The following is a 20,952-nucleotide window of genomic DNA, read 5'->3' on the forward strand; positions in this document are numbered from 1 at the left end:
CCGCTGCACGCGTTTACGCGTTTTTTACACCCGCCCGATCACCTTTGACCCGTCCTTTACGCGCATTCCCATAATGTTCGAGTCGTCAGATTTCGACGACGGAGAACACAAAAATGGATGGGGTTTTCATCGGTGCACTGGTGCTGTTCACCGCGCTGATCCTCGGTTTGCTTGCCGGTTGCGAGAAGCTCGTGCAATACGGTCGCGGGGGGCGAGCATGACCTGGATGCTTTGGCTGGCGGGCGCCTCGACGGCCCTGCTGTTCGCGTACCTCGTCTTTGCGCTGCTGCGCGCGGAGGACATCGAATGAACGCGAACAACCTGTTGCAGACGCTGCTGTTCATCGTCGTGCTGCTCGCGGCGGCCGTGCCCGTCGCGCGCTACCTGACCGGCGTGATGGACGGCAGCTCGCGCGTCGTGCGCGTGTTCGGGCCGCTCGAGCGCGCGCTGTATCGCATCGCCGGCGTCGACGCCGGCACCGAAATGAACTGGAAGCAATACGCGATCGCGACGATTGCGTTCAACGCGCTCGGCGTACTGTTCCTATACGGGCTGCTGCGCCTGCAGGGCTTTCTGCCCGGCAACCAGCAGCAATTCGGCGCGATGACGCCCGACGGTGCGTTCAACACGGCCGTCAGCTTCGTCACCAACACGAACTGGCAGGACTACACACCCGAGCAGACGGTCAGCTACCTGACGCAGATGCTCGGCCTGACCGTGCAGAACTTCCTGTCGGCGGCGACCGGCATCATCGTCGTGATCGCGCTGATCCGCGGCTTCGCGCGCCACACCGCGCAGACCATCGGCAACTTCTGGGTCGACCTCACGCGCGTGACGCTGTACGTGCTCGTGCCGATGGCCGCGCTCGTCGCCGCGCTGCTGATGAGCCAGGGCGTGATCCAGAACATGAAGGCGTACCAGGACGTGCCGGTGCTGCAGGCGAGCACCTACGCGGCGCCGAAGCTCGACGCGCAGGGCAGCCCGGTGAAGGACGACAAGGGCAACCCGGTGACGGTGCCGACCCCGCTCGTCAAGCAGACGCTCGCAATGGGCCCGGTCGCGTCGCAGGAAGCGATCAAGATGCTCGGCACCAATGGTGGCGGCTTCTTCAATGCGAACTCCGCCCATCCGTACGAGAACCCGACGCCGTTCGCGAACTTCCTGCAGATCTTCTCGATCCTGATCATCCCGGCCGCGCTGTGCCTGGTGTTCGGCCGCATGATCGGCGACCGCCGGCAGGGCATTGCGGTGCTCGCGGCGATGACGGTCGCGTTGGCGGTCGCGATCGGCGTCGAGGTGAGCGCCGAGCAGGCCGGCAACCCGACGCTCGCCGCGCTTCACGTCGACCAGTCGGCCGGCGCGCTGCAGCCGGGCGGCAACATGGAAGGCAAGGAAACGCGCTTCGGGATCGCGCAGACCGGCATCTTCACGGTCGCGACGACGGCCGCGTCGTGCGGCGCGGTCGACACGATGCACGATTCGCTGACGCCGCTCGGCGGCCTCGTGCCGATGCTGCTGATGCAACTCGGCGAGGTGGTCTTCGGCGGTGTCGGTTCGGGCCTCTACGGGATGCTCGTGTTCGCGCTGCTCGCGGTGTTCGTCGCCGGCCTGATGATCGGCCGCACGCCCGAATACGTCGGCAAGAAGATCGAGTCGTACGAGATGAAGATGGTGTCGATCGTCGTGCTGCTCACGCCGCTGCTCGTGCTGGTCGGCACGTCGATCGCGGTGCTGGCCGACGCAGGCAAGGCCGGCATCGCGAACCCGGGCCCGCACGGCTTCTCGGAAATCCTGTACGCGTTCAGCTCGGCCGCGAACAACAACGGCAGCGCGTTCGCGGGCCTCACGGTCGGCACGCCGTTCTACAACTGGATGACCGCGATCGCGATGTGGTTCGGCCGTTTCGGCACGATCGTGCCGGTGCTGGCGATCGCCGGCTCGCTCGCTGCGAAGAAGCGCATCGCGGTGACGAGCGGCACGCTGCCGACGCACGGTCCGCTGTTCGTCGTGCTGCTGCTCGGCACCGTGCTGCTGGTGGGCGCGCTGACCTACGTGCCGGCGCTCGCGCTGGGCCCGGGCGTCGAACATCTGATGATGTGGCTGGGCGCGTAACGCGCGCCCGCATCGCGACACCTTGAAAAGACTGAAGAGATCGCAATGACTCAACATTCCGCAACACGGTCCATGTTCGATCCGGCGCTGGTGCGTCCGGCGATCGTGGACTCGTTCAAGAAACTCACGCCGCGCACGCAGTTCCGCAACCCGGTGATGTTCTGCGTGTACGTCGGCAGCATCCTGACCACGATTCTGTGGATCGCGGCACTCGCCGGCCAGGCCGAGGCGCCGGCGGGCTTCATCCTCGCGATCGCGCTGTGGCTGTGGTTCACCGTGCTGTTCGCGAACTTCGCCGAAGCGCTCGCCGAAGGGCGTTCGAAGGCGCAGGCCGCGTCGCTGCGCAGCGCGAAGAAGGATGTGATGGCGAAGAAGCTGAACGAGCCGCATCCGAAGTCGCCGATCCGCATCACGACCGCGTCCGAGCTGCGCCGTGGCGACGTCGTGCTGGTCGAGGCCGGCGACGTGATCCCGGCCGACGGTGAGGTGATCGACGGCGTCGCCTCGGTCGACGAATCGGCGATCACCGGCGAATCCGCACCGGTGATCCGCGAGTCGGGCGGCGACTTCTCGTCGGTGACGGGCGGCACGCGCGTGCTGTCCGACTGGATCGTCGTGAAGGTCACCGCGAACCCCGGCGAGGCGTTCCTCGACCGGATGATCGCGATGGTCGAAGGCGCGAAGCGCAAGAAGACGCCGAACGAGGTCGCGCTGACGATCCTGCTCGTCGCGCTGACGATCGTGATGCTGCTCGCGACCGCGACGCTGCTGCCGTTCTCGATGTTCTCGGTCGAAGCGATGAAGGCCGGTCACGTGGTGACGATCACCGCGCTCGTCGCGCTGCTGGTGTGCCTGATCCCGACGACGATCGGTGGCCTGCTGTCCGCGATCGGCGTGGCGGGGATGAGCCGGATGATGCAGGCGAACGTGATCGCGACGTCGGGCCGCGCGGTGGAAGCGGCCGGCGACGTCGACGTGCTGCTGCTCGACAAGACCGGCACGATCACGCTGGGCAATCGCCAGGCGTCGATGTTCGTGCCCGCGCCGGGCGTGACCGAGGAAGCGCTGGCCGATGCCGCGCAGCTGTCGTCGCTCGCCGACGAAACGCCGGAAGGCCGCAGCATCGTCGTGCTGGCCAAGGAACGCTTCAACATCCGCCAGCGCGACATGGCGCAACTGCACGCGACGTTCCTCAGCTTTTCCGCGCAGACGCGCATGAGCGGCGTCGATCTGTTCCCCGAGGGGACTTCCGCCGGGGCGCCCGGTCGCGAGATCCGCAAGGGCGCGGCCGACGCGATTCGCCGCTATGTCGAGACGCACGGCAGCCGCTTCCCGGAAGAAGTGCGCCGCGCGGTCGACGACGTCGCGCGCCGCGGCAGCACGCCGCTCGTCGTGGCCGACCTGCATGACGGCGTGGCGCGCGTGCTCGGCGTGATCGAGCTGAAGGACATCGTGAAGGGCGGCATCAAGGAGCGCTTCGCGGAGCTGCGCAAGATGGGCATCAAGACCGTGATGGTGACGGGCGACAACCGGTTGACGGCAGCGGCGATCGCGGCGGAGGCGGGGGTCGACGATTTCCTCGCGGAAGCGACGCCGGAAACCAAGCTCGCGACGATCCGCGAGCACCAGACGGCCGGCCGGCTCGTCGCGATGACGGGCGACGGCACCAACGATGCGCCGGCGCTCGCGCAGGCCGACGTGGCCGTGGCGATGAACACCGGCACGCAGGCGGCGAAGGAAGCCGGCAACATGGTCGACCTCGATTCGAACCCGACGAAGCTGATCGAGATCGTCGAGATCGGCAAGCAGATGCTGATGACGCGCGGCTCGCTGACGACGTTCTCGATCGCGAACGACATCGCGAAGTACTTCGCGATCATCCCGGCCGCGTTCGTGACCACGTACCCGCAACTGCGCGTGCTCGACATCATGCACCTGAGCTCGCCGGCATCCGCGATCCTGTCGGCGGTGATCTTCAACGCGCTGATCATCGTCGCGCTGATTCCGCTCGCGCTGAAGGGCGTCCCCTACCGGCCGCTCGGCGCCGCGTCGCTGCTGCGCCGCAACCTGCTGGTGTACGGCCTCGGCGGCCTGCTGCTGCCGTTCCCGTTCATCAAGCTGATCGACATGACGCTCGCCGCACTCGGCTGGGCCTGATGTGCTGTACCTGAAGGAACCATCATGAAAACGTTGATTCGCCCGCTCGTCGTGATCTTTGTCGTACTGACCGTCGTGACGGGATTCGCTTACCCGGCCGTGATGACCGTGTTCGGCCAGGCCGTGTTCCCGTCGCAGGCGAACGGCAGCCTGATCGAGAAGGACGGCCGTGCGGTCGGCTCCGCGCTGATCGGCCAGCCGTTCGATGCGCCGAAGTACTTCTGGGGCCGGCTGTCGGCCACCTCGCCGATGCCGTACAACGCGAGCGGCTCCGGCGGCTCGAACCTCGGCCCGCTGAATCCGTCGCTCGCCGACCAGGTGAAGGCGCGCATCGCCGCGCTGCGCGACGCGGGCACCGACCTGTCGAAGCCCGTGCCGGTCGACCTCGTGACGGCCTCGGCGAGCGGCCTCGATCCGGAGATCACGCCGGCCGCCGCCGCGTACCAGGTGGAGCGCGTCGCGAAGGCGCGCAACCTGACGGCCGACGCGGTCGCGCAGCTCGTCGCCGCGAACACGGCGGGCCGCCAGTTCGGCGTGCTCGGCGAGCCGCGCGTGAACGTGCTGAAGCTGAACCTCGCGCTCGACGCGGCGCAGGCCGCGCACTGAAAGTGGACGCGGGCTTCCCGGCGCGGCTTGCGGCGCGCCGGGTCCGACTTTTCCGACGGCGCCTGCGCCGTCTTTGCCTTTTGCGGCGATTTGGAACAACAATGCCGATACTCGCGCGCAATCCGGCGCTTCGCCTTCCTCACGCATGAACCGCCCCGATCCCGACCAACTCCTCGACAAGCTGCAGCGCGACGAAGAAAAGCAGCGGCGCGGCCAGCTCAAGATCTTCTTCGGCGCGTCCGCGGGCGTCGGCAAGACCTACGCGATGCTGCAGGCCGCGCGCCAGCGGCTGCAGGACGGCGTCGACGTCGTCGTCGGCATCGTCGAGACCCACGGCCGCGGCGAAACCGCCGCGCTGCTCGACGGCCTCGACGTGCTGCCGCTCGCGCGCATCGACTATCGCGGCCGCACGCTCGCCGAATTCGACCTCGACGGCGCGCTCGCGCGCGCCCCGCAGCTGATCCTCGTCGACGAGCTCGCGCATTCGAACGTGCAGGGCGCACGTCACCTGAAGCGCTGGCAGGACGTCTACGAACTGCTCGATGCGGGCATCGACGTGTACACCACCGTCAACGTCCAGCACCTCGAAAGCCTGAACGACGTGGTCGGCGCGATCACCGGCATTCGCGTGTGGGAGACCGTGCCCGACCGCGTGTTCGACGCGGCCGACGAGGTCACGCTGGTCGACCTGCCGGCCGAGGAGCTGCTCGAGCGGATGCGCGACGGCAAGGTGTATCTCGCGCAGCAGGCCGAGCGCGCGGTGCGCAACTTCTTCCGCAAGGGCAACCTGATCGCGCTGCGCGAACTGGCGCTGCGGCGCACGGCCGACCGCGTCGACGCGCAGATGCGCGAGTACCGCGCCGATCGTTCGATCCAGCGCATCTGGCAGGCGCGCGAGCGCTTGCTCGTGTGCGTCGGGCCCGGTCCCGAGGCGCCGACGCTGGTGCGCGCGGCCGCGCGGCTCGCCGCGAGCGTGAAGGCCGACTGGATCGCCGTGTACGTCGAGACGCCGCGGCTGCAGCGGCTGCCCGACGCGCGGCGGCAGCGCACGCTCGATGCGCTGAAGCTCGCGGCCGAGCTCGGCGCGGAGACGGCCACGCTCGCTGGCGACGACGCAGTTGCCGCGCTGATCGGCTATGCGAAGGTGCGCAACGTGTCGAAGATCGTCGCGGGCGGCTCGCCGAAGGTCGGGCTCGCGCGCCGCTTCGCGCGGCCGTTCGGCGAAAAGCTCGCCGAACGCGCGGGCGACGTCGACCTGATGCTGATCCGTGCGTCGGCGAGCGACGAAGTGCGCGCGGTGCCGCTCGACGCGCGCGCCCGCGACTGGCGCGATGCGTTCGCGCAATTCGGCACGCGGCGTTCGCCGCCGCGACACTACCTGTACGCCGCCGCGATCTGCGCGGCGATCACCGGCGTCGCGAGCCTCGTATCCGCACGGCTCGACCTCACGAACCTCGTGATGCTGTACCTGCTCGGCGTCGTGTTCTCGGCCGTGCGGCTCGGACGTGGCCCGGGCGTGCTGCAGTCGTTCCTGTCGGTCGCGGCGTTCGACTATTTCTTCGTGCCGCCGCGCATGTCGTTCTCGGTCAGCGACACGCAATACCTGCTGACCTTCTTCGGGATGCTGCTCACGTCGCTCGTGATCAGCCACCTGACGTCGACGCTGACGCGCCAGGCGAGCGTCGCGCAGCACCGCGAGCGCCGGACCGGCGCGATCTACGCGATGGCGCGCGAACTCGGCGCGGCGCTGACGACGGAACAGATCGTCGAGATCGGCAGCCGCCACGTGGGCGAGGTGTTCCGCGCGCGCGTCGCGTTCCTGCTGCCCGACAGCGCGGACCAGGTGCGGCAGAAGATCGAGGAACCCGACGAGGCCGTCACGCTGACGGGCGCGGATCTCGACAGCGACGTCGGCCAGTGGGTGTACGACCAGCAGAAGCCGGCCGGCCGCGGCACCGACACGCTGCCCGCGACCGCCGCGCTGTACCTGCCGCTGAAGGCGCCGATGCGCACGCGCGGCGTGCTCGCGGTGGCGTCGCGCGAGCCGCGCGAGCTCGAGGTGCCCGAGCAGCTGCGCATGCTCGATGCGTTCGCCGCGCAGATCGCGCTCGCGCTCGAACGCGTGCACTACGTCGAGATCGCGCGCGATGCGCTCGTCAACATGGAGTCCGAGCGGCTGCGCAACTCGCTACTGTCGGCGATCTCGCACGACCTGCGCACGCCGCTCACGACGATCGTCGGCTTTTCGTCGATGCTCGCGAACGCGCGCGCGGCCGCGCCGCACACGCCGGCGGCCGAACGGTCCGCGCAGCGCGAAGGCGAACTCGTCGACGCGATCCACGACGAGGCGCTGCGGATGACGGGCATCGTCACGAACCTGCTCGACATGGCGCGGCTGCAGGCCGGCAGCGTGCAGCTCAAGCGCGAGTGGTCGCTGCTCGAGGAAACCGTCGGCGCCGCGCTCGCCGCATGCAAGCGCGTGCTCGCGCACCATCCCGCGCGCGTGTCGCTGCCGGCCGACCTGCCGCTCCTGCAGATGGACGCGGTGCTGATGGAGCGGCTGCTCACCAACCTGTTCGAGAACGCGGCGAAGTACACGCCGGCCGACACGCCGATCGACATCGGCGCGGCACGCGTGACCGACGACGGGCGCCCGTTCGTGCGCGTGCACGTCGACGATCACGGCCCGGGCTTGCCGAGCGGGATGGAAACGCGCATCTTCGACAAGTTCACGCGCGGCGAGAAGGAATCGGCGACGCCGGGCATCGGGCTCGGCCTCGCGATCTGCCGCGCGATCGTCGAGGCGCACGGCGGTAGAATCGGCGCGCTCAACCGGACCGGGCCCGACGGCCGCGTGACGGGGGCGCGCTTCTGGTTCACGCTGCCGGTCGACACGCCGCCGGCCGTGCCTGCCGTACCCGACGACCTCGACGTGCCCGGCGCACCGTCACCCTCCGAGCCATTGCCAGATCATGAGTGAACCGAGCCTGACCGTCGTCCTGATCGAGGACGAAAAACAGATCCGCCGTTTCGTGCGCGCCGCGCTCGAAGAGGAGGACATCGCCGTGTTCGAGGCGGAGACGGGCAAGCAGGGGCTGATCGACGCGGCGACCCGCAAGCCCGATCTCGTGATCGTCGACCTCGGTCTGCCCGATACCGACGGCCTCGACGTGATCCGCGAGTTGCGCGGCTGGTCGGAAGTGCCGGTGATCGTGCTGTCCGCGCGCACACAGGAAGAGGAGAAGGTCGCCGCGCTCGACGCGGGCGCCGACGACTACCTGACCAAGCCGTTCGGCGTGTCCGAACTGCGCGCGCGGATCCGCGCGCAACTGCGCCGGCGCAACCAGGGCGGCGCGAACGAATCGCCGAAGGTCAGCTTCGGCAGCGTGAGCGTCGATCTCGCGCTGCGCCAGGTGTGGCGCGACGGCGAGATCGTGCACCTGACGCCGCTCGAGTACCGGCTGCTCGCGACGCTCGTGCGGCATGCGGGACGCGTGCTCACGCATCGCCAGCTGCTGCGCGACGTGTGGGGCCCGTCGCATGTCGAGAGCCACCACTATCTGCGCATCTACATGGCGCACCTGCGCCAGAAACTCGAGCGCGATCCCGCGCAGCCCGAGCACATCGTCACCGAGACGGGCGTCGGCTACCGACTCGTGGGCGCCGCGTGATCGCGGCGTGATGCCCGCCGCGTGATGCGGCCGGAATGCAAGGCCGCCCGCCGGTGAAGTTGCATCGGCGCGACATCGCCGCCGCACGCGCCGGCCGCGCACACCCGCCACGCATTCCCCGCTATGCTGACCGTTGCGCGAACGAAACCGAGGAGCGTCCAATGTCCGTCCGTCTGGTCGTCATGTGTGCGCTGGCGCTTGCCGCGTCCGGCGCGTTCTCGCAGCCGCTGCCGCCCGGGCAGCAGCCTTCGGCGCCGCAAGCGGCGCTTGCCAATCCCGCGTCGGTCAACTGCGTGAAGCTCGGCGGCCGCCACATGATCCGCAACCTGCCGAGCGGTCAGATCGGGATGTGCGTGTTCAAGGACGGCCGCGTGTGCGACGAATGGGCGTTGTACCGCGACGACCGTTGCGTCGGCGGTGGCGGCGCCAAGCGCGTGTCGAACTGAGCGCGGCGTGGCCGCCGCGGCCGGACCATGTTCCGGCCCGATTCTCAATGTGGGCATCCTGCATACCTGTAAGCCTCTTGTTATACTCGGCGCCGCCCGGGGACGACCCCGGGTCATTCGATTCAACGGGGACGGCCCCATCCGATACGGAGTAATCGAGATGGCGTGGGTATTGTTGTTGATCGCCGGTTTGCTGGAAGTGGCCTGGGCGGCCGGCATGAAATCGTCAGAGGGTTTCACGAAACTCTGGCCGTCGGTGTTTACGATCGTCACGTCGCTCGCCAGCTTCGGGCTGCTCGCGGTCGCGATGCGCCAGCTGCCGCTCGGCACCGCGTATGCGGTGTGGACGGGTATCGGCGCGGTCGGCGCGTTCGTGTTCGGGATCGTCATGATGGGCGAGGCGCTGACCGTCGCCCGCGTCGCGAGCGCGTCGCTGATCGTGCTCGGGCTGGTCGGCCTGAAACTGTCGTCCGCTGCCTGATGCCGACCTGCCGGGCGCCGGCTGGCGCCCGCGCCCGGCCGTGACGCACCGCGGAATTGCGTCGACCCTCCTGACAGCCTGTCTATAATGGAACGCATTCGGGCCTGAATGCCGTTGCGCCGTTCGCGGCAGGCGGGGCCGGTCGCCACGCGCCCCGCGGCCGGTCATACCGACTCGATCCGATCAATCGGCAAATCGCACGGCACGTGCAAGGAGAGGGCCATGATCGAAGCCATTTCGCTCGGCGCGGGGCTCGCGTGGGCGAGCGGGCTGCGCCTTTACCTGACGGTTCTGATCGCCGGCGTGCTCGCGCGGGTCGGCTGGCTTCATCTGCCCGATACGCTGGCGGTCCTGACGTCGCCGTGGGTCATCGGCGCCGCCGCCGTGCTCGCCGTCACCGAATTCCTCGCCGACAAGATTCCCGCGTTCGACTCGCTGTGGGACGCCGTGCACACGTTCATCCGCATTCCGGCCGGCGCGGTGCTGGCCGCCGGTGCGCTCGGTCATGCCGACCCGACCGTGCTCGCGGTCGCCGGGCTGGCTGGCGGTTCGCTCGCCGGCGCCGCGCACGTCGCGAAGGCCGGCACGCGCGCGCTGATCAACCTGTCTCCGGAACCGATCTCCAACTGGGTCGCGTCGTCTACCGAGGACGGGCTCGTGTTCGGTGGCCTCGCGCTCGCGTTCTTCGTTCCGCTCGCATTCCTCGTGCTGCTCGCGGCGTTCATCGCGGCGTCGGCGTGGGCGCTGCCGCGTCTGTGGCGCGGCGTGTCCGGCGGATTCCGCGGGATGGCCAACCACATGGTGACGCGGCTCAACTCGATCGGGGGCAAGCGCGATTGAAGGCGCCGTCACCCGCCGAGCGGCAGCACGCTGACCCGTCGCCGGCCGGGCGGCCCGGCCATGCCGGCCGCTTCGGCTGGCACGACCTGATCCACCAGGCCGCGCGGATGACCGCACGCGACTGGCGTGCCGGCGAGCTGACGCTGCTCGTGCTGGCGCTGGTGCTCGCGGTCGCGGCGCTGACAAGCGTCGGTTTTCTCGCCGACCGGTTGCGCCAGGGGCTCGAGCGCGACGCGCGCCAGATGCTCGGCGCCGATTTCGTCGTGCGTGCCGACCATCCCGTCGATCCGTCGTTCGATCAGGAGGCGCGCGCACTCGGGCTGCGCACCGCGACGACCGCCATCTTCCCGAGCATGATCGCGTCGGCCGCCGGCGGTCACGCGAGCGACGCGGCACCCGCGCGCCTCGCGGCCGTCAAGGCCGTATCGCCCGACTATCCGCTGCGCGGCGCGGTCGAGATCGTGCCGGCCGGCGCGAGCGCCGCGCACAAGGCGACTGCGATTCCCGCGCCCGGCACCGTGTGGGCCGATCCCGCGCTGCTCGATGCGTTGCATCTGAAGGCGGGGGACACCGTGCGCGTCGGGCTGCGCACGTTCACGGTCGCCGCGTCGATCTCCCGCGAGCTCGATCGTGGCTTCTCGTTCGTCAATTTCTCGCCGCGGCTGATGATGCGCGCGGACGAACTCGCCGCGACCGGGCTCACGGGCTACGGCAGCCGCGTCACGTACCGGCTGCTGATTGCCGGCGACACGCCGGCCGTCGCGCGCTTCGAGGCCTACGCGCACGGGCGCGTCGACGGCGGCAAGCTGCGCGGCGTCGGCCTCGAATCGCTGCAGGAAGGTCAGCCGCAGGTGCGCCAGACGCACGATCGCGCACGCCATTTCCTGACGCTCGTCGCGCTGCTGACCGCGCTGCTCGCGGCGGTGGCGATCGCGATGGCCGCGCAGCGCTACATGCGGCGCCATCTGGACGGCTGCGCGACGATGCGCTGTCTCGGCGTGAGCCGCCGCACGCTCGGCGCGCTGTTCGCGCTCGAATTCGCGGGCATCGGCATCGTCTCGGGCATCGCGGGCGCGGTGCTCGGCTACGGCGGCCACTGGGCGCTGCTGGCTGCGCTCGGCGGCCTGATCGAGGTCGCGCTGCCGCCGCCGACACTCTGGCCCGCGCTCGTCGGGGTCGGCGCCGCGCTCGTGCTGCTGCTCGGCTTCGCGCTGCCGCCGCTCGCGCCGCTCACGCGCGTGCCGCCGGTGCGCGTGCTGCGGCGCGACTGGGGCGACGCGTCGCGTATCGCGTGGGCCGCGTATGCGATCGGCGTCGTGCTGTTCGCGGGGTTGCTGATCGTCGCGGCGGGCAACCTGAAGCTCGGACTGATCGTGGCGGGTGGGTTCGCCGGCGCGCTGGTCGGTTTCTCGCTGATCGCGCGGCTCGTGCTGTACGCGGCGGCGCGCGCGGTGCGCAATGCGCGCGTGGCCGCGGGCATCGGCTGGCGCTACGCGCTCGCGTCGCTGCACCGGCGCGGCACGGCGAGTGCGCTGCAGATCACCGCGCTCGCGCTGGGCCTGATGTGCCTGCTGCTGATCGCGATCACGCGCAACGATCTGGTCGCCGGCTGGCGGCAGTCGACGCCGCCCGATGCGCCGAACGAGTTCCTGATCGACATCCAGCCCGACCAGCGCGACGACGTCGCGGCGTGGCTCGCCGCGCACGGCGTGCGCGACGCGGTGCCCGCGCCGATGGTGCGCGGCCGGCTCGTCGCGATCAACGGCAAGCCGGTGAACCCGGACGCGTATCCGTCGGACGAGGCGCGCCGGCTCGTCGACCGTGAATTCAACCTGTCGTATACGACCGAGCTCCCGTCCGACAACCGGATCGTCGCGGGCGACTGGTTTGGCCACTCGGCCAGGCCGGAGATCTCGATCGAGGACGGGCTCGCGAAGATCCTGAACGTGAAGCCGGGCGACACGCTGCGCTTCGACGTGACGGGGCTGACGGTCGATGCGCCGATCACCAGCGTGCGCAAGCTCGACTGGGGCTCGTTCCGCGTCAATTTCTTCGTGTTGATGCCGCCGCCCGTGCTGAAGGATTTCCCGGCCGTCTACCTGACGAGCTTCCACCTGCCTGCCGAGCAGGCGGCGCTGCTCGATCCGCTGATCGCGCGCTACCCGAACCTCACCGCGATCGACGTCGCGCCGATCCTCGCGCAGCTGCAGCGGATGATGCTGCAGGTGGTCGGCGCGGTGCAGTTCCTGTTTGGGTTCACGCTCGCGGCCGGCGTGCTCGTGCTGTACACGGCGCTCGCCGGCTCACGCGACGAGCGTGTGCACGAGGCCGCGCTGCTGCGCGCGCTCGGCGCGTCGCGCGCGCAGGTCAATGCGGTGCAGCGCGCGGAATTCATCGTCGTCGGCGCGCTCGCCGGCGCGCTGGCGTCGGCGGGCGCGATCGCGGTCGGCTGGGTGCTTGCATCGCGCGTGTTCGACTTCCAGCTCGCCGTCGATCCGTGGCTCGTGCCGGCCGGCATCGCGGCCGGCGTCGCGTGCGCCGGTGCGGCCGGCTGGCTGAGCCTGCATAATGTGTTGCGGCGCCCCGCGCTGCAGTCGCTGCGCGACGCCTGAGCGTCGCCGGCGGCCCCGAATATCCCGTTTCCGATTATCCGTAATGACCGATGTGAATGATGATGCGCCGTCGCAGCCGACGGCGTTCGAGCTCGTGGGCGGCGAAGCCCGCGTGCGCGAGATGGTGGACCGTTTCTACGACCTGATGGACCTCGAGCCCGAGTTCGCGGAGATTCGCGCGTTGCATCCGGCGTCGCTCGACGGTTCGCGCGACAAGCTGTTCTGGTTCCTGTGCGGCTGGCTCGGCGGCCCCGACCACTACATCAGCCGGTTCGGCCACCCGCGGTTGCGCGCACGGCACCTGCCGTTCCCGATCGCGTCGGTCGAGCGCGACCAGTGGCTGCGCTGCATGGCGTGGGCGATGGAGGACACCGGCTTGCCCGAGCCGCTGCGCGAGCGGCTCATGCATTCGTTCTACGACACGGCCGACTGGATGCGCAACCGGCCCGGTTGATCGACCGGTACGCCGCTGCCCGGACGCTGGACGATCTGCGTATGGGTGCCGATCCGGTGCGGCGCGACACTGACCGTTTCCCCGATCGATACGAGGTCCCCCGATGACGACCCAGGCCCTGTTTCGCGAAGACGCCTATCTGACGCAATGCGACGCCGTCGTCGCGGCCGTCGGCGATGACGGCATCCGGCTCGACCGCACCGTGTTCTATCCGCTCGGCGGCGGCCAGGCTGGCGACAGCGGCATGCTGACGCTGCCCGACGGCGGCACGATCGCGATCGCCGACACGCGCAAGGCGAAGTTCGACGGCGCAACCCCCGACGACGCCGTGCACGTGCCCGCGCCGGGCCAGGAAGCGCGCGTGGCGGCGCTCACGCCCGGCGCGCGCGTGGTCGCGGACCTCGACTGGCCGCGCCGCTACCGGCACATGCGGCTGCATACGGCCGCGCACCTGATGTGCGCGGTGCTGCCGTACCCGGTCGACGGCTGCAGCGTGACGGCCGACTACGTGCGGCTGGATTTCGCGACGTCCGACGCGATCGATCGCGTCGACGTCGAGCGCCGTCTCGCGGAGCTGGTCCGCGGCGCGCATGCGGTCACGACCGAATGGATCACCGACGCGGAGATGACCGAGCGGCCCGAGCTCGTGCGCACGATGAGCGTGAAGCCGCCGATGGGGCTGGGCCGCGTGCGGCTGCTGCGCATCGCCGGCGTCGACCTGCAGCCGTGCGGCGGCACGCACGTGCACAATACGTCGGAAATCGGCGACCTGCGGGTCGCCAAACTTGAAAAGAAGAGCGCGCGGACACGGCGCCTCGTACTGGAGTTTGCATGACGATCGACAACCTGACGGACAGCGCCGCGGCGCTCGATCCGCAAGCGCGCGAGATTCTCGATTTCTGGTTCGGCGAGCCGGATTCGGCCGAGTTCGGCCACGCGCGCAAGGTATGGTTCAACGGCGGCGCGGCGTTCGACGACGTGCTGCGCACGCGCTACGGCGCGTTGCTCGACGCCGCGTGCGACGGCGCGTGCGATCGCTGGGCCGCCACGCCGCTTGGCGCGCTCGCGCTGATCGTGGTCCTCGACCAGTTCTCGCGCAACATTCATCGTGGCACGCCGCGCGCATTCGCCGCCGATCCGAAGGCATTGGCGCTCGCACGGCGTGTCGTCGCGGCCGGGTGGGACGCGCAACTGCCGAGCGGCCATCACCGCGCGTTTGCGTACCTGCCGTTCGAACATGACGAGTCGGATGAGAGCCAGCGCGAGGCCGTGCGGCTGTGCGCGGGCATTCGCGGCGAGGCCGGGTGCGAGAGCTATCACGACTTCGCGCTGCGCCATGCGGCGGTGGTCGAGCGCTTCGGGCGGTTCCCGCACCGGAACGCGATTCTCGGCCGCGCGTCGACCGATGAAGAGGCGGCATTCCTGCGCGAGCCCGGTTCGTCGTTTTGACGTGCGCAGCGGTGGCGCGCCGGGCGTGACGCGGCGCTCGCGCGCCGCTTGAGTCGCATGCCGGAGATCATGACGGCGCCGTTGCGCGGCGCCGCCTTGCATCACGGCGCGTCGTGTTCTTCAGGCGTGCGCACGTAGACGCGCAGCAGTTCCTCGTTGTCGCCCGGGCGCGCGCCGGTCCAGAACAGTTTCCATTCGCTGCCCGGCGCCGGATCGACGGCCCGCACGCCCTGGACGATCATCCACGTGCAGCGTGTCGTCTTCGCGTCGTCGATCGGCGTGTGCTGGATCCCGGAGAAGTAGTACAGCATCGGCGCTTCCGACTCGCCGAGCCCGTGCAGGCTCGCCATGCAGTCGCCGTCGCTCCATTCGAGCGCGAGATGCGCGTTCAGGTCGTCGAACACCGACCGGTAGCTCTTCGCGACGTCGAGCCACGGCAGCAGCAGCGTATATATGAGGCCCCATGCCACCAGCGCGCCCGCGCCCCACGACAGCGCGCCGCGCCACAGGCCGGTCGTGCGCAGCTTGGGCAGCAGCCACAGCCAGCCGACGGTCAGCACCAGCGCGCCGATCACGAACCCGGGCTCGATCGGCATCGTCCAGTCGAGCGGCAGCCAGCGGCCGAGCGGGGCGAGGCTCGCCCGCGATGCGCGCGGATCGGCCATCACCGCCCAGATCACCCACGCGAGCGCGACGGCGGTACCGAACAGCAGGCGGCTCAGGTAATCCCAGGCGAGATGCAGCCCGCGCGGCAGGCGTTCGATCGCCTGCGCGGCGACCAGCGCGAGCGGCGCGAAGAACGGCAGGATGTAGAGCTGGCGCGAGGTCGCGGACACTTGCAGCACCGCGAGGCCGATGCCGGCGAACAGCACGGGCAGCGCGATGCGCGGCGCGTGCCAGTCCCGCCATGCGCCGCGCGCCAGCGCGACGATCGCGAGCGGCGCGACCGGGAAGCCGACGAGCAGGAACGCACGCAGGATAAAGAACGGCTTGTCGTTTTCCGCGCCGAGTTCCGGCACCGAGAAGCCGAAGAAGCGGCCCACGTTGTTGTCCCAGAACCACGTCATGAACAGCGTCTCGGAGCGCAGGAACAGCGCGGTTGGCCAGATCAGCGCGAACGGTGCGAACACGAGCGCGGCGACTCCGAGCGAGCGCGCGAACGCGCGCGTACGGCAGGCGGGGTAGAGCACCAGCGCGCCCATGAGCGTGGCGGCGAACACCAGCGGCACGAACAGCCCCTTCGCCATCAGCGCGATGCCGACGCCCGCGCCGAACATCGGCGCGGCCCAGCGGCTCGACGGCTGCATCGGCAGCGCATGCCGCATCTGCTGCGCGCGCGCGACGTGCTGCATCACGAGCTCGAGCAGGCCGCAGAAGGCCATTGCCGTGCCGGCGAACAGCGCGACGTCCGTCATCATGTCGTGCACGTGCTTGATGACGACGAGCGTGCCCGCGCTCAGCACGACGGGGCCCATTACGCGCAGCTCGAGCCAGCCTTGGGCCCGGCTGGCACTGCGTGCCGCGCGGGCGATGAAGCCGAACGCAAGCGCGGCGAACAGCGCGCTCGCGAGCCGTGCCGCGTCGTGCAGCGGCATCACGCGCTGCAGCAGCCACGCGAGGCTCGTCGCGACCCACGCGTAGAGCGGCGGCTTTTCCATGAAGGGCAGGCCGGCGTTGGTCGGTACGACGAAGTCGCCCGTCTCGAGCATGTGCTGAATGATGCCGAACGTATAGGTTTCGTCCTGCTTCCACGGATCGTGGCCGAGCACGCCCGGCAGCGTATACGCGCAGACCAGCGCGGCGACCAGCAGCCAGACGCGCCAGCCGAGCCGCAGCACGCGATCGCCGACGCCGTTCGTCGCGCTCGCGCCGGCCACGGCGGGCGTGCCGGCGGCATTGAGCGTCGCGTTGAGGTCGGGATCGGCGGCTGATCGGGCGTGCGTGGCCGAAGCGGGCACGGAGGACGTGCGTCGCCGGCCGGGTGCTGCGGTTCCGGGCATGGAAAAAGATCTCGGTCGGGTCAAGCCGGTCCGGCGACATGGGCCGGAACCAATAAGGGGCACATCAAGGCGAGAAAGACAGCCGGTGACCGGCCGTTTTCAGGCTTGGCGCTAGTAAAGCATGGAACTGTTACGAACGTTTACTGAAATGGTCACGATATTGTGGAGATTTGTGGTGTCGTGACCAAGGGAATGTTTCAGTCGGCCCGTTTTGGTGCCTTGGAGGGCGATTATCGTCCGCCGCCGACGTCGAGCAGGGCGCCCGTCGTGTATGACGCCGCGTCGCCGAGCAGCCAGACGATCGCCTCGGCGATCTCCTGCGCTTCGCCCGCACGGCCGAGCGGTGTCTGCGCGCCGAGGCGCGCCGCGCGGCCCGGCTGGCCGCCGCTTGCATGAATTTCGGTCTCGATCAGGCCCGGGCGCACCGCGTTGACGCGCACGCCGTGCGGGCCGAGCTCCTTCGCCAGGCCGATCGTCAGCGAATCGACCGCGCCTTTCGAGCCCGCGTAGTCGACGTACTCGTTCGGCGAACCGAGCCGGGACGCGATCGACGACACGTTGACGATCGCGCCGCCGCGCCCGCCGCGGTCGGTGGACAGCCGGCGCGCGGCTTCGCGCGCACACAGGTAGGCGCCGAGCACGTTGGTGTCGAACATCCGCCGCAGCCGGTCGACCGGCATGTCGGCGAGCGACATCGACGGCGCGACGATCCCCGCATTGTTGACAAGTGCATCGAGGCGGCCGAACGCCGCCGTGACTGCATCGAACATCGCGATGACGTCCGCTTCGTTCGCGACGTCGCCGGCGACGACGCACGCGCGTGCGCCGGCGTCGCGAACGGCTTGCGCGGTCAGTTCGGCGGCCGCCGCGTCACGCGCGTAGTTGATGCCGACGTCCCAGCCGCGCTCGGCCGCGAGTACGGCGGTCGCGCGGCCGATGCCGCGGCTCGCGCCGGTGATCAGGACGGCTTTGCGATCGGACGGTGCGGGCATCGCGCGTGGCTCCCGGGAAGCGTTACTTGGCCGCGTCGTCGGACGCCCACTTGTCGCGGACGGGCGGCTGGTAGCGGCGCAGCTGCTCGATCAGCGCGACCGGTTCGGAGTCGATGCACAGCGCGTCGAAGTAGGTCGGACGCATGAAGCCTTCGTCGACCGTATGGCGCAGCAGCGCGATCAGCGGATCGTAGAACGAATCGATGTTGTACACCGCAACGGGCTTGCGGTGATAGCCGAGCTGCGCCCACGTATAGACCTCGAACAGTTCCTCGAGCGTGCCGGCGCCGCCGGGCATCGCGACGAACGCGTCGGCGAGGTCGGCCATCATCTTCTTGCGGTGGTGCATGTCGGGCACGACGTGCAGCTCGGACAGCCCGGTATGACCGACTTCCTTGTCGACGAGCAGCTCCGGGATCACGCCGACCGCACGGCCGCCGGCCGCCATCACTTCATCGGCGATCACGCCCATCAGGCCGACACGGCCGCCGCCGTAGACGAGCGTCAGGTCCGCATCGACGAGTGCGCGGCCGAACGCGCGCGCGGCGTCCGCATAGACGGGCCGCACGCCGGACGACGAGCCGCAATAAACACACACTGCCTTCATTGTTTCGTATCCTTCGCGGCGGGCTTGGCGGTGACCGGGCTGCCGGCGGGGCGCGGCGAACCGTCGCGCGGCGGCAGGTAGTCGGTGAACTGGCGCTTGGGCAGCTTGCCGGAGACGAGATCGTCGAACAGCTGGCGCGAACGGCCGCGCAGATACGGGGCCATCACCGAGATCACGTGCATGCTCACCTGGTGCAGCTCTTCGCGGATCGCGTCCTGATCGTTGTATTTGCGCGGATGCATCACGTACTGATACGACAGCCAGTACGTCGAGATCACGGCCATGTTGGTGGCGATGACTTCGATCTCGGCCGGCGTCGCGACCATTTCGGCGTCGGACACGAGCAGTTCGCACATGTCGTGCGCGAAGCGCACTTTGTGGCTGATGATCTGCTTGAAGTGCGTCTCGAGCGTGCGGTTGCGCGCGAGCAGGTCGTTGAGGTCGCGATACAGGAACCGGTAGGTCCACATGAAGTCGGCCATGTACTGCAGATACGACCAGGTCTCGTCGATCGTCGGACGGTGATCTTCGGGGAAGCGCAGCCGCCGTTCGATCTGCTGCTCGAACTGCGCGAAGATGCTGTTGATGATGTCGTCCTTGTTGCGGAAATGGTAGTACAGGTTGCCTGGACTGATTTCCATTTCCTCGGCGATCGTCGTGGTCGTGACGTTCGGCTCGCCGATCTCGTTGAAGAGTTTCAACGACAACTCGAGAATCCGTTCGCGGGTGCGGCGGGGAGGTTTCGCTTCCATGTCGTCCGGCCCTGTGTGTGCCGGACTGGCGGGCGCTGCAATCGATGCTGCGAGATTCGTCCGGCGCGGGTTGCTGTTCTAAGTCTAGCGGACGATTATAAACCGCTGTTTCCTGCCAACGGGCGCATTTCGTGATCGCGCGCGTTCCCGGCGCATGGTGCACCGCCGCACGGCGGCGATGCCGCGGATGCCGCTAGAAGCCGAGCCAGCGCGCGACGACCGGGCCGAGCACGAAGCCCCACGTCGTCACGCACGCGAACAGCGCGACCGTGACGGCCGCGCTGCCGAGGTCCTTCGCGCGCTTCGACAGTTCGTGGCGCTCGAGCGAGATGCGATCGATCGCGGCCTCGACGCTCGAGTTCAGCAGTTCGACGATCAGCACGAGCAGCACCGACGCGATCAGCAGCGCGCGTGACGCGGCCGGGACCGGTGAGAACGCACCGATCGGCAGCATCAGCGCGGCGAGCGTGAGCTCCTGGCGAAAGGCGCTTTCCTCACGGATCGCGACGCGAAACCCGTTCAGTGAATGCTTGAGCGCGTACCACGCGCGCGTGATGCCGCGATGGCGCTTGTACGGGTTCGGCGGCAGCGGCGCCAGACGATCGTCGGGGCCGAGCGGTTCGTGCGTGTGCACGTCCGCGTCGGCGTGCGGCTCTTCTTCGTCGAACGGATGAGGCAGTTGCGCCGTCGCGGCAGCGGGTGGGATCTTGTCGTTCAGGTCTCGTTTCAAACGGCGGCACCTTCGGCGGGCGAGTACGAGGTCTTCGGCAGCGGCTTCAGATGCGACGCGAACTGCTCGGACGCCGCGCGCCACGAGAAGCGCTCGGCCCACGCGCGGGCAGTCTCGCGTTCGATCTTCAGCGCCTCGAGGCAGGCTTCCTGCAGGTCTTCGTGCATCGCGCCGGCAGCGCCCCCGCCGAGCACGTCGATCGGGCCCGTCACGGGGTAAGCGGCGACCGGCGTGCCGCACGCGAGCGCCTCCAGCAGCACGAGGCCGAACGTGTCGGTGCGACTCGGGAACACGAACACGTCGGCCGCAGCATACACCTTGGCGAGCTCGGCTTGCGACAGTACGCCGAGATAGTTCGCTTCCGGATAGCGCGATTTCAGCTCGGCGAGCGCCGGGCCTTCGCCCGCGACCCACTTCGAGCCCGGCAGATCGAGACGCAGGAACGCCTCGACGTTCTTCTCGATCGCGACGCGGCCCACGTACAGGAAGATCGGTCGCGCGGTGTTGAGCACCTTCGACTCCATCGGCCGGAAGATGTCGAGATCGACGCCGCGCGTCCACAGCACGACGTTCGTGAATCCGAACTTCTCGAGATCCTGCTTCACGACCGGGGTCGGCGCCATCACCGCGAGCGACGGCCCGTGGAACCAGTGCAGGAACTTGTAGGTGGCCGACAGCGGGATGCCGAAGCGCGCCTGCACGTATTCCGGAAAGCGCGTGTGATACGCGGTCGTGTACGGCAGCTTGCGCGAGCGTGCATAGCGTCGCGCGGCGAGGCCGAGCGGGCCTTCGGTCGCGATGTGCAGCGCGTCGGGTGCGAACGCATCGATGCGGGCGCGCAGCTTGCGGTACGGCAGGATCGACAGGCGGATCTCGGGGTAGGTCGGGCAGGGCACCGTGCGGAATTCCAGCGGCGTCAGCATTTCGACCCGGTGGCCGAGCGCGGTGAGTTCGCGGCAGGTGCTCTTCAGCGTGCGCACGACGCCATTGACCTGCGGTTCCCATGCATCGGTGACGATCATGATCTTCATCGCGGCTGTGTC

General features: G+C 69.2%; 19 protein-coding genes. 13 read left to right on the forward strand and 6 right to left on the reverse strand.

The window, feature by feature from the left end; genetic code table 11:
* The first annotated feature begins 217 nt into the window (after nt 1-217).
* From kdpF to ACVK00_RS16370, 13 genes are all read left to right on the forward strand, one after another.
* Complete coding sequence (gene kdpF / locus ACVK00_RS16310; protein ID WP_006752209.1) at nt 218-310, forward strand: K(+)-transporting ATPase subunit F; 93 nt, start codon at nt 218-220, stop codon at nt 308-310.
* Nucleotides 307-2,112, forward strand: a complete 1,806-nt coding sequence (kdpA, locus tag ACVK00_RS16315) for a potassium-transporting ATPase subunit KdpA (RefSeq protein WP_228905033.1) — start codon at nt 307-309, stop codon at nt 2,110-2,112. Before kdpF ends, kdpA begins: the two co-directional genes overlap by 4 nt.
* Nucleotides 2,113-2,157: 45 nt before the next feature.
* On the forward strand, nt 2,158-4,269 hold the full coding sequence (gene kdpB, locus ACVK00_RS16320) for a potassium-transporting ATPase subunit KdpB (RefSeq protein WP_228905031.1): 2,112 nt from the start codon (nt 2,158-2,160) through the stop codon (nt 4,267-4,269).
* A 24-nt stretch (nt 4,270-4,293) separates the two neighbouring features.
* A complete protein-coding gene (gene kdpC / locus ACVK00_RS16325) occupies nt 4,294-4,875 on the forward strand; it encodes a potassium-transporting ATPase subunit KdpC (protein ID WP_284891018.1) in 582 nt (193 codons plus the stop codon).
* Nucleotides 4,876-5,020: 145 nt separating this feature from the next.
* Nucleotides 5,021-7,855 carry a sensor histidine kinase gene (locus tag ACVK00_RS16330; protein WP_284891017.1) on the forward strand — a complete coding sequence of 945 codons (2,835 nt, stop codon included), beginning with the start codon at nt 5,021-5,023 and terminating at the stop codon, nt 7,853-7,855.
* Entirely contained in the window at nt 7,848-8,546 is a 699-nt protein-coding gene (kdpE, locus tag ACVK00_RS16335; RefSeq protein ID WP_059468136.1) for a two-component system response regulator KdpE, read from the forward strand. Before ACVK00_RS16330 ends, kdpE begins: the two co-directional genes overlap by 8 nt.
* A gap of 161 nt (nt 8,547-8,707) precedes the next feature.
* Nucleotides 8,708-8,992, forward strand: coding sequence for a putative hemolysin (locus ACVK00_RS16340; protein WP_284891016.1), 285 nt, complete (start codon nt 8,708-8,710; stop codon nt 8,990-8,992).
* A gap of 160 nt (nt 8,993-9,152) precedes the next feature.
* Nucleotides 9,153-9,473: a quaternary ammonium compound efflux SMR transporter SugE gene (gene sugE, locus ACVK00_RS16345; RefSeq protein WP_228905025.1), complete on the forward strand. Its 321-nt coding sequence runs from the start codon at nt 9,153-9,155 to the stop codon at nt 9,471-9,473.
* Between the two features lie 222 nt (nt 9,474-9,695).
* Nucleotides 9,696-10,313 (forward strand): DUF4126 domain-containing protein, encoded by a 618-nt coding sequence (locus ACVK00_RS16350; protein WP_012364337.1) that lies wholly within the window; start codon nt 9,696-9,698, stop codon nt 10,311-10,313.
* Between the two features lie 107 nt (nt 10,314-10,420).
* Nucleotides 10,421-12,925 carry an ABC transporter permease gene (locus ACVK00_RS16355; RefSeq protein ID WP_354123052.1) on the forward strand — a complete coding sequence of 835 codons (2,505 nt, stop codon included), beginning with the start codon at nt 10,421-10,423 and terminating at the stop codon, nt 12,923-12,925.
* A gap of 43 nt (nt 12,926-12,968) precedes the next feature.
* Nucleotides 12,969-13,379, forward strand: a complete 411-nt coding sequence (locus ACVK00_RS16360) for a group II truncated hemoglobin (protein ID WP_006754237.1) — start codon at nt 12,969-12,971, stop codon at nt 13,377-13,379.
* A 103-nt stretch (nt 13,380-13,482) separates the two neighbouring features.
* Nucleotides 13,483-14,214 carry an alanyl-tRNA editing protein gene (locus ACVK00_RS16365; protein ID WP_228905023.1) on the forward strand — a complete coding sequence of 244 codons (732 nt, stop codon included), beginning with the start codon at nt 13,483-13,485 and terminating at the stop codon, nt 14,212-14,214.
* Nucleotides 14,211-14,828 carry a DUF924 family protein gene (locus ACVK00_RS16370; RefSeq protein ID WP_284891015.1) on the forward strand — a complete coding sequence of 206 codons (618 nt, stop codon included), beginning with the start codon at nt 14,211-14,213 and terminating at the stop codon, nt 14,826-14,828. The genes ACVK00_RS16365 and ACVK00_RS16370 overlap by 4 nt, the downstream gene beginning before the upstream one ends.
* A 101-nt stretch (nt 14,829-14,929) precedes the next feature.
* On the opposite strand, the gene ACVK00_RS16375 is transcribed toward ACVK00_RS16370, so the two are convergent.
* From ACVK00_RS16375 to ACVK00_RS16400, 6 genes are all read right to left on the reverse strand, one after another.
* On the reverse strand, nt 14,930-16,828 hold the full coding sequence (locus ACVK00_RS16375; RefSeq protein WP_354122999.1) for an ArnT family glycosyltransferase: 1,899 nt from the start codon (nt 16,826-16,828) through the stop codon (nt 14,930-14,932).
* A 230-nt stretch (nt 16,829-17,058) separates the two neighbouring features.
* Nucleotides 17,059-17,820, reverse strand: coding sequence for an SDR family oxidoreductase (locus tag ACVK00_RS16380; RefSeq protein WP_006754241.1), 762 nt, complete (start codon nt 17,818-17,820; stop codon nt 17,059-17,061).
* Between the two features lie 22 nt (nt 17,821-17,842).
* On the reverse strand, nt 17,843-18,427 hold the full coding sequence (locus ACVK00_RS16385; RefSeq protein ID WP_166726011.1) for an LOG family protein: 585 nt from the start codon (nt 18,425-18,427) through the stop codon (nt 17,843-17,845).
* Nucleotides 18,424-19,179, reverse strand: a complete 756-nt coding sequence (locus tag ACVK00_RS16390) for a TetR/AcrR family transcriptional regulator (protein WP_059680581.1) — start codon at nt 19,177-19,179, stop codon at nt 18,424-18,426. Before ACVK00_RS16390 ends, ACVK00_RS16385 begins: the two co-directional genes overlap by 4 nt.
* 193 nt (nt 19,180-19,372) lie before the next feature.
* Nucleotides 19,373-19,909, reverse strand: coding sequence for a diacylglycerol kinase (locus tag ACVK00_RS16395; protein WP_228905017.1), 537 nt, complete (start codon nt 19,907-19,909; stop codon nt 19,373-19,375).
* Entirely contained in the window at nt 19,906-20,940 is a 1,035-nt protein-coding gene (locus ACVK00_RS16400; protein WP_284891012.1) for a glycosyltransferase family 4 protein, read from the reverse strand. Before ACVK00_RS16400 ends, ACVK00_RS16395 begins: the two co-directional genes overlap by 4 nt.
* Nucleotides 20,941-20,952 lie beyond the last annotated feature (12 nt).

The sequence above is a fragment of the Burkholderia sp. PvR073 genome, from assembly GCF_054055695.1.

What these genes read in the sequence shown, in the direction of transcription:
- kdpF (WP_006752209.1), top strand. Translation starts at nt 218, where the DNA reads ATGACCTGGATGCTTTGGCTGGCGGGCGCCTCGACGGCCCTGCTGTTC.
- kdpA (WP_228905033.1), top strand. Translation starts at nt 307, where the DNA reads ATGAACGCGAACAACCTGTTGCAGACGCTGCTGTTCATCGTCGTGCTG.
- kdpB (WP_228905031.1), top strand. Translation starts at nt 2,158, where the DNA reads ATGACTCAACATTCCGCAACACGGTCCATGTTCGATCCGGCGCTGGTG.
- kdpC (WP_284891018.1), top strand. Translation starts at nt 4,294, where the DNA reads ATGAAAACGTTGATTCGCCCGCTCGTCGTGATCTTTGTCGTACTGACC.
- ACVK00_RS16330 (WP_284891017.1), top strand. Translation starts at nt 5,021, where the DNA reads ATGAACCGCCCCGATCCCGACCAACTCCTCGACAAGCTGCAGCGCGAC.
- kdpE (WP_059468136.1), top strand. Translation starts at nt 7,848, where the DNA reads ATGAGTGAACCGAGCCTGACCGTCGTCCTGATCGAGGACGAAAAACAG.
- ACVK00_RS16340 (WP_284891016.1), top strand. Translation starts at nt 8,708, where the DNA reads ATGTCCGTCCGTCTGGTCGTCATGTGTGCGCTGGCGCTTGCCGCGTCC.
- sugE (WP_228905025.1), top strand. Translation starts at nt 9,153, where the DNA reads ATGGCGTGGGTATTGTTGTTGATCGCCGGTTTGCTGGAAGTGGCCTGG.
- ACVK00_RS16350 (WP_012364337.1), top strand. Translation starts at nt 9,696, where the DNA reads ATGATCGAAGCCATTTCGCTCGGCGCGGGGCTCGCGTGGGCGAGCGGG.
- ACVK00_RS16355 (WP_354123052.1), top strand. Translation starts at nt 10,421, where the DNA reads ATGACCGCACGCGACTGGCGTGCCGGCGAGCTGACGCTGCTCGTGCTG.
- ACVK00_RS16360 (WP_006754237.1), top strand. Translation starts at nt 12,969, where the DNA reads ATGACCGATGTGAATGATGATGCGCCGTCGCAGCCGACGGCGTTCGAG.
- ACVK00_RS16365 (WP_228905023.1), top strand. Translation starts at nt 13,483, where the DNA reads ATGACGACCCAGGCCCTGTTTCGCGAAGACGCCTATCTGACGCAATGC.
- ACVK00_RS16370 (WP_284891015.1), top strand. Translation starts at nt 14,211, where the DNA reads ATGACGATCGACAACCTGACGGACAGCGCCGCGGCGCTCGATCCGCAA.
- ACVK00_RS16375 (WP_354122999.1), bottom strand. Translation starts at nt 16,828, where the DNA reads ATGCCCGGAACCGCAGCACCCGGCCGGCGACGCACGTCCTCCGTGCCC.
- ACVK00_RS16380 (WP_006754241.1), bottom strand. Translation starts at nt 17,820, where the DNA reads ATGCCCGCACCGTCCGATCGCAAAGCCGTCCTGATCACCGGCGCGAGC.
- ACVK00_RS16385 (WP_166726011.1), bottom strand. Translation starts at nt 18,427, where the DNA reads ATGAAGGCAGTGTGTGTTTATTGCGGCTCGTCGTCCGGCGTGCGGCCC.
- ACVK00_RS16390 (WP_059680581.1), bottom strand. Translation starts at nt 19,179, where the DNA reads ATGGAAGCGAAACCTCCCCGCCGCACCCGCGAACGGATTCTCGAGTTG.
- ACVK00_RS16400 (WP_284891012.1), bottom strand. Translation starts at nt 20,940, where the DNA reads ATGAAGATCATGATCGTCACCGATGCATGGGAACCGCAGGTCAATGGC.